The organism is Sorangium sp. So ce321, assembly GCF_051530195.1.
Taxonomy (GTDB): Bacteria; Myxococcota_A; Polyangia; order Polyangiales; family Polyangiaceae; genus Sorangium.
In genome coordinates this window covers 8345486-8358960 of the sequence record NZ_CP150329.1, presented here as the reverse complement: position 1 = coordinate 8358960, position 13475 = coordinate 8345486, and the positions used below count along the sequence as shown (strand labels likewise).

The 13475-nt window shown below is 73.0% G+C and carries 10 protein-coding genes; 6 read left to right on the top strand and 4 right to left on the bottom strand.

The window, feature by feature from the left end:
* Nucleotides 1-238: 238 nt before the first annotated feature.
* On the bottom strand, nt 239-2173 hold the full coding sequence (locus tag WME89_RS30810) for a type VI secretion system contractile sheath domain-containing protein (protein WP_438003250.1): 1935 nt from the start codon (nt 2171-2173) through the stop codon (nt 239-241).
* 86 nt (nt 2174-2259) lie between these two features.
* Here WME89_RS30810 and WME89_RS30805 point away from each other — a divergent pair, with 86 nt between their 5' ends.
* The 5 genes from WME89_RS30805 to WME89_RS30785 all read left to right on the top strand — a co-directional run bounded on the left by WME89_RS30805 (nt 2260) and on the right by WME89_RS30785 (nt 8294).
* Nucleotides 2260-3636 (top strand): homoserine dehydrogenase, encoded by a 1377-nt coding sequence (locus WME89_RS30805; RefSeq protein ID WP_438003249.1) that lies wholly within the window; start codon nt 2260-2262, stop codon nt 3634-3636.
* Nucleotides 3633-4667, top strand: coding sequence for a glutamate racemase (gene murI / locus WME89_RS30800; protein ID WP_438003248.1), 1035 nt, complete (start codon nt 3633-3635; stop codon nt 4665-4667). Before WME89_RS30805 ends, murI begins: the two co-directional genes overlap by 4 nt.
* Before the next feature lie 52 nt (nt 4668-4719).
* Nucleotides 4720-5904 (top strand): chorismate synthase, encoded by a 1185-nt coding sequence (gene aroC / locus WME89_RS30795; protein WP_437662099.1) that lies wholly within the window; start codon nt 4720-4722, stop codon nt 5902-5904.
* 5 nt (nt 5905-5909) lie between these two features.
* Complete coding sequence (gene aroB / locus WME89_RS30790; RefSeq protein ID WP_438003247.1) at nt 5910-7520, top strand: 3-dehydroquinate synthase; 1611 nt, start codon at nt 5910-5912, stop codon at nt 7518-7520.
* A gap of 420 nt (nt 7521-7940) precedes the next feature.
* Nucleotides 7941-8294, top strand: coding sequence for a response regulator transcription factor (locus tag WME89_RS30785; protein ID WP_437923244.1), 354 nt, complete (start codon nt 7941-7943; stop codon nt 8292-8294).
* 472 nt (nt 8295-8766) lie between these two features.
* Here WME89_RS30785 and WME89_RS30780 read toward each other — a convergent pair whose 3' ends face one another.
* Together WME89_RS30780 and WME89_RS30775 are read right to left on the bottom strand one after the other, a co-directional pair.
* Entirely contained in the window at nt 8767-9510 is a 744-nt protein-coding gene (locus WME89_RS30780; RefSeq protein WP_436623099.1) for a TenA family transcriptional regulator, read from the bottom strand.
* Between the two features lie 333 nt (nt 9511-9843).
* Nucleotides 9844-10449 carry a hypothetical protein gene (locus WME89_RS30775; protein ID WP_436623100.1) on the bottom strand — a complete coding sequence of 202 codons (606 nt, stop codon included), beginning with the start codon at nt 10447-10449 and terminating at the stop codon, nt 9844-9846.
* Between the two features lie 449 nt (nt 10450-10898).
* Between WME89_RS30775 and WME89_RS30770 the strand changes: the two genes are divergently transcribed.
* A complete protein-coding gene (locus tag WME89_RS30770; RefSeq protein WP_437618125.1) occupies nt 10899-11675 on the top strand; it encodes a chlorite dismutase family protein in 777 nt (258 codons plus the stop codon).
* Between the two features lie 9 nt (nt 11676-11684).
* On the opposite strand, the gene WME89_RS30765 is transcribed toward WME89_RS30770, so the two are convergent.
* Nucleotides 11685-13469, bottom strand: coding sequence for a phospho-sugar mutase (locus tag WME89_RS30765; protein ID WP_438003246.1), 1785 nt, complete (start codon nt 13467-13469; stop codon nt 11685-11687).
* Nucleotides 13470-13475: the final 6 nt, after the last annotated feature.

Here is a 13475-nt window from a genome sequence, read left to right as displayed (position 1 = left end):
CGCGGGTGCGAGCTCGACGCCCGACCTACATACCCGCCGACGCTACCTGGTGCGGCATCCGCAAGCGGCCGCCGGCGCCTGGGGCGCCGGCCGCCTCTGGCAGGTCGTGACGAGGGTGGCCAGGACGGCCATGAGGATCGCGACGCGCAACCGCATTGGCACCATCCTTTTCGCGGAGCCGGGCGGCGTCAATTCCTCTCCTCCTCCGCTCGCCCTCCGCTCGCACGGCCTGGCGGCCTCAGCCGAGCGGCAGCTCGAGCGACACCTCGTCGAGCCCGACGCCGAGGAAGCGGCGCGGGCGCACCGCGACGGCCACCTGCGCGCCGCCCTCGCCGCGGCCCGCCTTCACCGAGAGCTCGATGCTGGCGGGCGCCGCGTTCTCGAACAGCGTCCACAGCGCCCCCTCGACGACCGGCTGGACCTCCGCCGGGTCGCTGTCCGGCGGCAGCTTCGCGCAGAGCGCGCGCAGGAACTGGACGACGCGCGCGACGAAGAGCTGATCGACCAGCGAGACCCGCTCGAGGCGCTCCTCCGGCTCGGCGGTGGGGCTGTCGTACGTGAGCTTCTCCGGCGGGACGTAGGCCGTCGGCGCGGTGAGGACGTAGACCGCGTCGCTGTTCGGGGCCGACGCGAGCAGGAGCACGCCGCTCTTCGCGAGATCGCGCTGGGTGTCCGTCGACACGAACGCCTCGGTCGGGATCGCGACGCCCTCGTCGCCCTCGTAGGCGCCCTTCACCTCGTGGACCGGCAGGTCCCCGAGCACGCCGCCGCCCTTCGCGCCCGCGATGCGGCAGGGCCACGCCGTCTCGCGGAAGCTCCCCGCGATCAGCGCGCCGACGAGGTACGCCGGCGAGATCCAGACGCGGCCGCCCTCGTCGGCCGGCTGCTCGACGATCGTCGCCTCCCGGATGCGCGAGGTCGACCTGTCGTAGGGCATGCGGCCGAGCGCGCGGTTCATGGCGATCGCGACCCAGCGCATGCAATGCCGCGCCGCGGCGGAGCGCCACGGCGCGCGGTGCGGCGCGCGGAACAGCGCGGACTTGTTGTCGAGCCGCTCGACGCCGCCCAGGTCGTCGACCCCGAGCAGCCCCGCGGCTCCGTTCACCACGGCGGGGAGCGCGTGCGCCTCGGCGACGCGCGCGATCTCCTCGAGCCGCGCGAGCGAGGCGGCGGTGCCGTCGATCGCGACGTCCACGATCGCGACAGACGCCGGCGGCTCGGTGCTCGCCGTCTGCGCGAGCACCCGCGCGAGCGCGCCCGCCGCCTCGTCCGGCCGCGCGCTGACGACCTCGATCCGGATGCCCTCCGCCGCCTTCACGCGGTCCACGAGCAGGCTCAGCCCCCGCCACGCCTCCTCGAGGCGCCGCACCTCCGGGTGCTGCAGGATCGCGCCGAGCTGCGCGCCGATCGCGCGCTCGAGCTGCGCGATCGCCTCGGCGGGGCGGGCGGGCTGCCCCGCGCGCGGGCGCGCGCTCGCCGCCACGGTCGCGATGAGCGCCGAGAACCGCCCGCCCTCCGCGGGCTGCGCGGGCTCCTCGGCGAGGTCGCCCGGCGCCGCCGCGCCGGCGTCCCCGCCGCCCCCGCCAAGGTCGACCATCGAGAGCAGCGCGTCGACGTCGGTGCCCGCCGCGGGCGCCGGCGGAGCGGGGCGCGCTGCCGCGGGCGCCCGCGCGCCGGCGCCCGCGGCGCCCTCGCGCTCCGGGAGCAGCCCGAGGATGTCGCGCACGAGCGCGGCGCCGCCCCAGAGCCGATCGAGCTCGGCGCGCGCCTGATCGAGCGTGGACGAGCCGTCGCGCAGCCGGTCGAGCACCCGCCGGCCGTCGAGCAGCGAGCGCAGGAGCGGGACCTCGGCGCAGAGCGCGTCGGGCCGGAAGCTCTTCAGGCTGGTGGGTGACAGGTCGACGCGCGCCGTCCGGCCGCCCGCGAGCACGCTCGGCACGTCGATCGCGATCCGCGGCCGGAGCATCGTGAAGAGGTTATCGAACCGGCTCGCGTCGACCCGGCTCGAGCCCGCCGGCGGGCTCGCCCCGGCGTTGTGGGGATCGCGGGGGACGAGATCGGCGACGACGAGCACGCGCAGCGGGAGCAGCGGCCCTCGCTCCGCGGCGCCCCCGTCCTCGCCCACGTGGAACCCGAACTGCTCGCCCAGAACCCCCTTGATCGTTTCCGCCATGGCCCGCGCAGCATAGGCGTCACCTCTCGGCGCGAGAAGCGCTAAGCTCCGCGCGCATGAAGACGGAAGGCGGTTCGCCCTTGAACTTGAACCCTGAACCCCACGCCGCCAGCGATCGCAGGCGCCTGCGCGGCGGCGCCCCGATCCAGATCGGGCTCCTCGGCTGCGGAACGGTCGGCGGCGGCGTCCTCCGCCTGCTCGCCGAGAACTCCGGCTACCTCGCGGAGCGCGCCGGCGTGCCCCTCGTGGTCAAGCGCGTGGCCGTGCGTGACATCGAGAAGGAGCGCGTCTCGGCGCTGGATCGCAGCCTGCTCACCACGAGCGCGGAGGAGGTGGTCGACGACCCCACGATCGACCTCGTCGTCGAGGTGATGGGCGGTGAGACGCCCGCCCGCGCCCTGATCGAGCGCGCCATCGACCGCGGCAAGGGCGTGGTCACCGCGAACAAGCTGCTGCTCGCGGCCCACGGCCCCGCGCTCCTCGCGCGGGCCGCGGCGCGCCAGGTCGACCTCGCGTTCGAGGGGGCGGTCGGCGGCGGCATCCCGATCATCCGCACGCTCCGCGACGCCTTCGCGAGCGACTGGGTCGAGCGCGTCACCGCGATCCTGAACGGCACCTGCAACTACATCCTCACGCGCATGCGCGACACGGGCGCTTCGTTCGACGCCGCGCTGCGCGAGGCGCAGGATCTCGGCTACGCCGAGAAGCCCGATCCGTCGCTCGACGTCGACGGCCACGACGCCGCGCACAAGCTCATCGTGCTCGCGATGCTCGCCTTCGGGGCGCAGATCGACAGCAAGGACGTTCACACGTCCGGCATCCGCACCATCGAGGAGGCCGACCACCGCTACGCCGATCGCTTCGGCTACACCATCAAGCACCTCGCGATCGGCCGCGATCTCGGCGGATCCATCGAGCTGCGCGTGCACCCCACGCTGATCCCGAAGCAGAGCGTGCTCGCCAACGTCTCCGGCGTGCTCAACGCCGTGCTCCTCGAGGGGCGCGCCGTCGGTCCGTCGCTCGTCTACGGCCGCGGCGCCGGCGACCTGCCGACCGCGGTCAGCGTCGTCTCCGACATCCTCGACGTCGCGCGCTCCATCGCCTCGGGCGTCGCCGGCATGCAGGGCCGCGGCATGTCGATCAAGCCCCGCCCGGTCCGCCCGCTCAGCGAGACCGTCTCCCGGTACTACCTGCGCTTCGCGGTCGAGGACCGCCCGGGCGTCATGGGCCGCCTGGCCGGCGCGCTGGGCGACGCGGGGGTCAGCATCGAGCAGATCGTGCAGCAGGGCCCGACCAAGGGCGCGGCGCCGGCTGGCGGCTCGGCGGCGCGCGAGCCCGCGATCGACGTGGTGCTCATCACGCACGACGCGCCGGAGGGGCTCGTCCGGAGCGCGCTCGACGCGATCGCGCGCGAGCAGTTCCTGCGCGAGCCGCCGCATCTGTTCCGCATCGAGGAGCCGTGACGTCCCACGGCGACGCGCCGCTCGGCGTGTTCGACTCGGGGCTTGGCGGCCTCACGGTCGTGCGCGCGCTGCGGAGGCGCTGCCCCGCGGAGGACATCGTCTACCTCGGCGACACGGCGCGCGTCCCGTACGGCACCCGGTCTCCCGAGACGGTGGTCCGCTACGCGCTCGGCTGCGCGCGCGTGCTGATCGAGCGCCGGGTCAAGGCGATCGTCGTCGCGTGCAACACGGTGAGCGCCGTCGCGCTCGACATGCTCCGGGTCGAGCTCGACCTGCCCGTCCTCGGGGTCATTCTTCCCGGCGCGCGGGCCGCCGTGGCCGCCTCGCGCGGTGCGACGATCGGCGTGCTCGGGACGGCCGGGACCATCGCGTCCGGCGCCTATCCCCGCGCTGTCGCGTCGCTCAGCACGCGCACCGAGGTCGCCGGCCAGGCGGCCCCGCTGCTCGTCTCGCTGGCGGAGGAGGGCTGGGTCGAGGGCGAGGTCCCTCGCCTGGTCGCGCGGCGGTACCTGGAGCCGCTCATCGGCGCGGGCGCCCGCTCGATCGTGCTCGGTTGCACGCACTTCCCGCTCCTTCGCACCGCGATCGAGGCCGAGACGGCGGCGCTCGCCGGCGGCCCCCTCCCGATCGTCGACAGCGCGTCGGCGACAGCGGACGAGGTGGCGTCGTTCCTGGCCGAGCGCGGGCTCGCCACGTCCCGGAGCGCGCCGGGCAACCTGACGCTGCTCGTCACCGATCTGCCGAAGAGCTTCGCCGCGGTGGCCTCCCGGTTCCTGGGCGAGCAGGTCGTCGGAGCGGACGGCGCGAGCCGATCCGCGACCCACGTCGGAGCGGACGGCGCGAGCCGATCCGCGACCCACGTCGGAGCGGACGGCGCGAGCCGATCCGCGACCCACGTCGGAGCGGACGGCGCGAGCCGATCCGCGACCCACGTCGCGGACGGCGCGGGGAGGCCCCTGATCCAGGCCGAAGCGGACGGCGCTGGCCGATCTCTGGCGCAGGGCGTCGACGTGGAGCAGATCGATCTGTAATACGCAGTGAGCTTGGCCCGGAGCTCCGGGCGCAAAGGAGGTTTTGCAGACGATGACGCAGCTCAGGTGGCTTTCGGCCGGCGAGTCGCACGGGCCGGAGCTCGTGGCGACCGTCGAGGGTATTCCGGCGGGCATGCCGCTCCTCGCGGAGGACATCGACGAGGATCTGGCGCGGCGCCAGCGCGGCTACGGGCGCGGCGGGCGGATGAAGATCGAGACCGATCGCGCCCGCCTCGTCGCCGGCGTGCGCGGCGGCGAGACGCTCGGCGGCCCCATCGCCATGGTGATCGAGAACCGCGATCACGCGAGCTGGGCCGGGCGGATGGGCCCCGAGCCGTTCCCCGAGCCGCCCGAGGCGCTGACCCGCCCGCGGCCTGGCCACGCGGATCTCGCCGGCGGCCTCAAGTACGCCCGGCGGGACCTGCGCGACGTGCTCGAGCGGGCGAGCGCGCGCGAGACAGCGGCGCGGGTCGCCGTGGGCGGCGTCTGCCGCAAGCTCCTCCGGTCGGTCGGCGTCGAGGTCTTCGCCCACGTGCTCTCGATCGGCGCGGTGCAGTCGCCGATCTCCGCGGCCTCGGGCGGGGGCGACCTCCCGCTCACCGAGCTCCGCGAGCGCGCCCGCGCCTCCGACCTCGCGTGCGTGGACGCCACGGCCGCGCAGGCGATGCGCGACGCCATCCGCGAGGCCGCGCACCGGGGCGACACGCTCGGCGGCGTCTTCGAGGTGATCGCCACCGGCCTGCCGCCCGGGCTCGGGAGCCACGTGCAGTGGGACCGCAAGCTCGACGGCCGGCTCGCGCAGGCGCTGATGAGCATCCAGGCGATCAAGGGCGTCGAGATCGGCATCGGCTTCGAGGCCGCGCGCATCTCGGGCTCCGAGGTGCACGATCCCATCGGGTACGATCAGGCGTCGCACGCGTTCACCCGCCCGTCGAACCGCGCCGGCGGCCTCGAGGGCGGCATCACGAACGGCATGCCCCTCATCTGCCGGGCCGCCATGAAGCCGATCGCCACCCTGAAGCGCGCGCTCCCCTCGGTCGACGTGCGCACCAAGGAGCAGTTCGACGCGGCCTTCGAGCGGAGCGACGTCTGCGCCGTCGCGGCCGCCTCGGTCGTCGGCGAGGCCATGGTGTCGATCACGCTCGCCGCGGCCCTGCTCGAGAAGTTCGGCAGCGACAGCCTCACCGAGCTCTCGCGCAACGTCGACACCTACCTCCAGCAGGTCCGCTCGTACTGAACGCCATGGAATTCCCCTCCGACGCACCTCCGCTCCTGCTCACCGGCTTCATGGGGGCCGGAAAGACGACCGCCGGCCGCATTGCGGCAGCGCGCGCAGGTCTCCCGTTCCTCGACCTCGACAGCGTCATCACGGCAGAGGCCGGCGAGAGCGTCCCGTCGCTCTTCGCCTCGCGCGGCGAGGCCGGCTTCCGCGCGCTGGAGGCGGCGACCCTGCGCCGGCTCCTCGCCACGCGCGGCCCGCGCATCATCGCCCTCGGCGGCGGCGCCCTGGTCGACCCCGCGCTGCGCAGCGAGGCGCTCGAGCGCGGCTGCGTCGTCGCGCTCAGCGCGACCCCGCGCACGATCGCCGCGCGCACGCCGAGCGGCACGCGCCCGCTCCTCGACGGCGCGCCGGATCGGGAGGCGCGCATCCGCGAGCTCCTGGCGGCGCGCGCGACCGTGTACGCGGAGGCGCACGCCCGCGTCGTGACGGACGGCGTCGCGCCCGAGGAGGTCGCCGCGCGGGTCCTCCGCGCCTACGCAGATCGCCCGCTCTTCGTGCCGCTCGGCGACAAGAGCTACGCCGTGCGCATCGCCTTCGACGCGGCGGCGTCCGTCGCGGATGCCGTCTCGGCGCTCGCGCCGTCATCCGTCTTCGTTGTCACGGACGAGAACGTGAGCCGCCTCTGGGGCGCGCCGCTGCTCGACGCCCTCGCGGCGCAGGGCAAGCCGGCCGCGGCGGTCACGGTCCTCCAGCCCGGCGAGGAGCACAAGCGGCTCTCGGCCGTCGAGGCGGCGCTCACGGCGATGCTCGACGCGGGCGCCGACCGCGACGCGGTGGTGCTCGCGCACGGCGGGGGCGTGGTGACCGACATCGGCGGCTTCGCTGCCTCCACGCTCCTCCGCGGCGTCCGCTGGGTCGCCGCGCCGACGACGCTCCTCTCGATGGTCGACGCCTCGGTCGGCGGCAAGACCGGGGTCGACCTCGGCCCCGCGAAGAACGCCGTCGGCACCTTCCACCAGCCGTCCGCCGTCGTCGCGAGCCCGGCGGCGCTCGCGACCGAGACCGACCGCGCCTTCCGCAGCGGGCTCGCCGAGGTGGTGAAGACGGCCTGCATCGGCGACCCGGAGCTGCACACGCTGCTGGAGCGCGAGGCCGACCGCGTCCTCGCGCGCGACCCCGGCCTGCTCGCCGAGATCATCCGCCGCTCGATCGCGGTGAAGGCGGCCATCGTCGTCCGCGACGAGCGCGAGGCGGGCGACCGCGCCCTCCTCAACTTCGGCCACACGCTCGGGCACGCCCTCGAGGCGGAGGGCGGGTTCGTCCGGCTGGCCCACGGCGAGGCGGTCGCGCTCGGTATGGTGGCGATGCTCCGCGTCGGCTGCTCGCTCGGCGTGACCGACCACGCGGCGGCCGACCGGGTCATCCGCCTGCTCGCCCGGCTCGAGCTGCCCACCCGCATCGAGGACGAGCCGGTCTCCGCCGCGCTGCGCTTCCTGTCGCTCGACAAGAAGCGCCGGGGCTCCACGGTCCGGACGGTGCTGATGCGCGAACTAGGCAGCACGTTCGTGGAGCCCATGCAGCTCGACCGCCTCGCGTCGCTGCTCGAGCGCGCGGCCGCCGGCGCGGCCTGAGCCCTCGGCCCGGCCCCCTCCAGCAAAGTGAGCTGATCCAAGCCCGGGCGCTCCCGACGCGGCGGGCGTGCTGGGAGCGCCCGTCGGGCGGCGTCCGGTCGCGGGCCGAGTCGGCCTCTGCGTCATCCACCCGGGTCCGGGAGCGGCTCGGGAAGACATCGAATGGCGCCCGCGCGGCCGGCTCTCATGACATCGCGCGTGTGCCCGAGACAGCCCTGCTCGGTGCAGGAGCCGTGCGTTGCGCGCGCCGCGCGCTCTCGTTGCCGCCGGCCTCCCCGGACGCCGCGGTTGCGATGACGGTGAAGAAAATTGATGGGGCTCCAATGTTCCTGGAAAAATTGACCCATCAACGGCCCCCGTCGGTTGCTTCGCGCTATCCTTTGCCGGCGCATGGTGACCGCGACAAAAAAGAGAGTTCTGGTGGTGGAGGACGAGGAGGACACGGCGGCGATGATCGCCCGGTTCCTCGGCGACGAGTTCGACACCGTTGTCGCGACGAACGGGGTCGACGGTCTGGCGCTCGCGCAGCAGGAGCCGCGGCCGGATCTCGTGATCGTGGACATCATGATGCCGAAGCTCGACGGGGTGAGCATGACGAAGCGACTCCGCGAGAACGAGCCGACGCGTCGGGTGCCGGTCATCTTCCTTACCGCCAAGTCGGATCCGATGGACGTCATCGCCGGCATCCAGGCTGGCGCGCGCCACTACATCACGAAGCCCTTCGTGCTCGACGACCTGAGAAAGAAGGTCCGCAAAGCCGTCTACGGCCGCTAGAGCGGGGCTCACCCGCTAGAGCGGGGCTCACCCGCTAGAGCGGGGCTCACCCGCTTCGGATACGGGCCCACCTCGACGTTTTCGGTGCTCGGCGTACAGGAGTACGCCTGCGCGCCGAAAACGCCGATCTGGGCCCGTCTCCTGTGCGGGTGAGCCCCGCTCTGGTCGGCGGGCGCAGGGGCGGAGAGAGCGCTGCTGGAGCTCAGGAAACTCTGCAGGAGCGCGGCCTCGCAGCGGGAGGTACGAGGCCTGTTTCGGCGAGGTTTCGACCTGAATTGGGCGGCGAACGTGCGCTGATGAATGAGCAAACCTCGAAGAGATCGAGGTTGCTTGAGGAGGGGAAGAGGCGCCCTCGGCGCTCCCGGGCGTATTCGAGGTGCTCGTTCTGCGACGGGAGAGCTCGATGCGTCGAGTCGAGGCAGGCGGACGCGGCTGACTCGCTAGCTTGGCCGCGCCGGAAGGCGGGGGCGGGTCAGCTGCCGCGGCTCGGGACGCTGCAGGCCTTGAGCGCGCGCTCGAACAGCTCGAGCGAGCGGCCGACGCTCGAGTGCACCCGGCGGATCTCCTCGGCAGAGGTGGTCGCGAGCTTCACGATCTCGAGCGCCTCGCGCGGGTGAGCGTCATCGTAGTTCGCGTGCGCGGCCAGCCACGTCAGCGACTTGCTCCCCTCACCGTAGAGCTTGGTGAAGGCCGGTAGCACCACGCGGGACCACTCGCCGGTGATCCCCTCGATCGCGTAGTTGACCGCGCCCACCGCCTCCGCGAGCGAGCCGCGGTAGGACACCGACCAGAGCCACTCGAACAGCGAGGCGACCTCCGTGCTCGGACGGTGGCTCGTGATCTCCGACGCGCTGATGCCGTGCCCCGCCGCCCAGTCGAGGTACCAGCGCACGTGCAGCGCCTCGACCCGGATGTTGCCGATGAGCCAGTCGCGCACCAGAAAGTCGCGCGGCGTCTGGCCATACGTCGTCTTGGCCAGGCTGAGCCCCATGTACTTCGGGAACGCCTCGACGACGCAGAAGAACTCCCGGATGAGCAAGCTCCAGGTCTCGTGGTCGACCGGCTCCGTCATCGTCCGCGCGATCGGCGGCGTGTAAACCGCGGCCTTCCACTGGTCGGCCAGGGACTCGATCATGTCCTCGACCCAGACCGGATGCGGCGTCGCCTTGAGGCTGTCCTTGACTTCCTTGTGCCGCTGCGAGCGAGGTGACAGCATGAATTTACCTGGAAGGTTGCTGAATCAGTCTCCCTCGTGCCTGCCCGCCGGTCTATGCTCCACCGAAACCCCCTCAGGCTGACCGGCCAGCGTCCGTCAGGAGACAAGGCGCGGCGCGGGCACGATGTTGACCCTCAGACGCTGAGGACGAAAGAGCCAGCACGATGACCTCGCGTTAAGAGGTTTCGTGTACATGTGTCCCGCCTGCACCCAGTTTGGCTCAGAGCGCAGGAAAAAGTCAATAGCCAAACGAGGGCGCCGCCGGGTCGTCAGGCGTCTGGCTACCAGGCGGGGCCTGATGCCGCTCAGGTAATTCCCGAGTTGTTCACCCGCTCACCAGACGACTTCGGAGAGGCACTCGGTCGCGCCCCGGAACCGGCACCGCTGGTGGGTCACCTTGGGGGTCGACGCGCCGCACAGGAGCAGCGCCTGCTCCACCCAGCCGCAGACGCCATCTCCGCAGTTCATCGCCGAGGGGCCCTCGTCGTCCCCCGTCGGCCCCGTGATGGTCAGCACCCACTCCCGCGGCTTCACCATCCGCGGGAAGACCTTCCCGGCGTCGAAATAGCGCGACCAGAACATCCCGGTGCGGGCGACGATCGTGTCGGGCATCGCGATCGACAGCGCGAATTTCAATACCGTATTGAGATCGCGGTCCGCGACGTAGCGGGCAAATCGCTTGATCTCGGCGGCCTGGTCGCTCGCGGTCCGCACGTGGGTTCGCAACGCCCGGTTCCAGACGCCGATCGGATACCAGCTGCTCGCAAGAATCGGCTGATAGAGTACGTCCCGGTCTGACTTGGGCAGCGAGGTCACCAGCCGCTCCCAGGCCCCGGCGTCGCGGTTCGTCGTGACGAACGACCGGAGGTTGACCAGCAACGTTCCTTTGCACTTGCCGGCGGGGATCGAGGATTTGCTCTTCGTGTCGTGCGTCTTCATCGCGGCGAACCTACGGCGGGAAGGCCCTGACGAAGCCGGGCCCGATCGCGGGCGCGGCGCGTGCGGTCTCGGACGGGAAGCCCTGCCCGGGAGCACATCGTCGAGGCGACTCCAGGAGTCGTGGTTGTACCTTGCAGGGGAGCGTGAGTTCGCCTGGATGGCAAGAGATGATTACGCCGGAGCAGGCGCGCGACACGGGGCGCCGCAGCCTTCGACAAGGCCTCCCTGGTCGTCCAGCGTTGTCCAGCTCTCGTTCTGACCCCACGGTCACATGCCAGGATGCGGGCACCGGCGCGGGCAGCCGTGCAGGTGTAACCCGTATCACGCACATCCGCGCCGAGACGGGCGCTCTGCCCGCCCGACCGCGCCGGGTACGGCGCCCGCGGCGCTTGCCGGCGGCCCCGCGCCTCGCAGTTGCCGCCCTGCGCGAACCTCGGTACCCCTACGCCATGAGCGAATCCACCACGGGCCGGCCCGCCGCCGGCCACGCGGAGCCCGAGCTGCCGCACATCGACGTTGCCGAGCGTGGGGCGCCGCGCGACGGGCGACCGCAGGTCCTCGACCGCCGGTTGTTCATGCAGCTGCTCGTCTTCCGCTGCCCCAGCGCCAGCGACCCCGCCGAGCTGACCCGCGCCGTCGGCCAGGCCCTCGAGGCCCAGCGCGTCGGCGCGGTCGTCTACGAGGACCTCGGCGACCCGCGGGGGATCGCGGTGCTCACCTGGGCGGAGGATCCAGCCGTCTTCGTCCAGACCGTCCGGCCGGCGCTCAACCGCGGCGACCTCCGGGCGCTGGAGCTCCGCCCCGATTTCACGATGCTGGGGCGCACCTACTCGACCGGCTACGAGCAGGACCTGGAGTACTGGATGCTCCGGCGCCCGGCCGAGACCGTCCTCAACCCCGCCTGGCCGTGGGCGGTGTGGTACCCGCTCCGCCGCAGCGGCGCGTTCTCCAAGCTCGAGGGGCGCGAGCAGGGGAGCATCCTGCGCGAGCACGGCACCATCGGCCGGGCGTACGGCGCGCAGGATCTCGCCCACGACATCCGCCTCGCGTGCCACGGGCTCGACGCCCGCGACAACGAGTTCGTGATCGGGCTCGTCGGCAGGGAGCTCCACCCGCTCTCGCACATCGTGCAGGCGATGCGGAAGACCCGCCAGACCTCGGAGTTCATCAGCCAGATGGGCCCGTTCTTCGTCGGCCGGGCCGCCTTCCGCACCTCCGGCGGCTGAAGGGGCCCTTCAGCCGATCCCGGCGAGGCCCGAGAACGCCCTGGCGAGCGCGTCGAGCCGCGCCGCCGCGCGGGCCTCGACGTCGCCCAGCGGCTCGTCCGGGGCGACCTCCTCGCGCACGTCGAAGTAGAACTTGATCTTCGGCTCGGTGCCGCTCGGGCGCGCGATGATCCGGCTGCCGCCGTCGAGCTCGTACACGAGCACGTTGCTCGGGGGCAGGACGAGCGACTCGGTCCTGCCGTCGCTCGAGGTGCGCGTGCGCGCCTCGAAGTCGCGCCACGCCGCCACGGGGACGCCGCCGATCTCGGCCGGCGGGCTCTTCCTCAGCGCGGCCATGATGGCCGTGATCTTCTCGACGCCGTCGACCCCGCGCAGGGTGTAGGAGCGCTGCCCGCTCATGTAGAGGCCGTACCTGCGGGTGAGCGCCTCGAGCTCGTCTAGCAGGGTCTTGCCCTCGGCCTTGCGCACCGCCGCGAGCTCGGCGAGCACCGCCGCGGCGCTGATGCCGTCCTTGTCGCGCACGACCGGGCCGATGGTGTAGCCGAGCGCCTCCTCGAAGCCGAACACGAAGCGGGCGCCGGTCGACCGCTCGATGTCCATCGCCCGGTTGGCGATCCACTTGAACCCCGTCAGCGTCTCCTCGTAGTGCACCCCGAGCGCCGCGGCGATGGCGCCGAGCATCGGGGTCGAGACGCACGAGGCGAGCACGAGGCGGCGCTCGTGCGCCCCGCCGCCGCCCTGGGGCGGGCCCTCGGTGAGCAGGTAGTGGCCGAGGAGCACGCCGACCTGGTTGCCCGTGAGCTGCGCGTACTCGCCGTCCGGGCGCCGCACCGCCACGGCGAGCCGGTCGACGTCCGGATCGTTGGCGAGGACGAGGTCGGCGCCCTCCTTCTTCGCCAGGGCGAACGCCAGGTCCATGGCGCCCTTCTCCTCGGGGTTCGGGAACGCGACCGTGGGGAACGCGCCGTCCGGCTCGGCCTGCTCGGGCACGCTCGTCACGCGCGTGAAGCCGGCCTGCGCGAGCGCCGTGCGGACGAGGCGGTTGCCCACGCCGTGCAGCGGCGTGTACACGATGCGCAGGCCGCGATCGCCGTCGCCCCGCACCCCGAGGCCGCGGATCGCGCGGAGGTAGCTCTGCTCGAGCTCCTCGGGGAAGTCGCGCACGAGGCCCCGCTGCCTCGCCTCGTCGAGGGGCACGCGGGGGACCTGGTCCGCCGGCGGCGAGGCGTCGATCGCCGTCGCGATGCCTGTGTCGTGCGGCGGGATGATCTGTGCGGCGTTGTCCCAGTAGACCTTGTAGCCGTTGTACTCGGGCGGGTTGTGGCTCGCCGTCACCATCACGCCCGCGGCCGCGCCGAGGTGGGCGACCGCGAACGCGGCGACCGGGGTGGGGCAGGGGGCGGGCGCGAGGTGGCTCGGGATGCCCGCGGCGGCGAGCGCGCAGGCGACGTCCTCCGCGAACTCGCGGCTCATCCGGCGACCGTCGTAGCCGACGACGACGCCGGCGCTCCGCGCCTTGTCGCCGAGCGCGCCGAGGAGGTAGCGGGCGAGGCCGGCCGTCGTGCGGAGGATGACCGCGCGGTTCATCCGGCTCTCGCCGGCGCCGAGCACGCCGCGGATGCCGGCCGTGCCGAACTCGAGGGGACCGGCGAAGCGCTCGGCGAGCTCGGCGCGGACGCCCTCCTCGCCCGCCCTGGCCGCTTCGATGAGCTGGCGCAGCTCGCTCTGGGTCTCCGGATCGGGGTCGTGGGCAAGCCAGCGTTCGGCGGGCTCGAGGACGAAGTCGTGGCTCACGACCTC

Coding starts and splice junctions, on each gene's coding strand:
- WME89_RS30810 (WP_438003250.1), bottom strand. CDS start 2,173: ATGGCGGAAACGATCAAGGGGGTTCTGGGCGAGCAGTTCGGGTTCCAC.
- aroC (WP_437662099.1), top strand. CDS start 4,720: ATGACGCAGCTCAGGTGGCTTTCGGCCGGCGAGTCGCACGGGCCGGAG.
- aroB (WP_438003247.1), top strand. CDS start 5,910: ATGGAATTCCCCTCCGACGCACCTCCGCTCCTGCTCACCGGCTTCATG.
- WME89_RS30780 (WP_436623099.1), bottom strand. CDS start 9,510: ATGCTGTCACCTCGCTCGCAGCGGCACAAGGAAGTCAAGGACAGCCTC.
- WME89_RS30775 (WP_436623100.1), bottom strand. CDS start 10,449: ATGAAGACGCACGACACGAAGAGCAAATCCTCGATCCCCGCCGGCAAG.
- WME89_RS30770 (WP_437618125.1), top strand. CDS start 10,899: ATGAGCGAATCCACCACGGGCCGGCCCGCCGCCGGCCACGCGGAGCCC.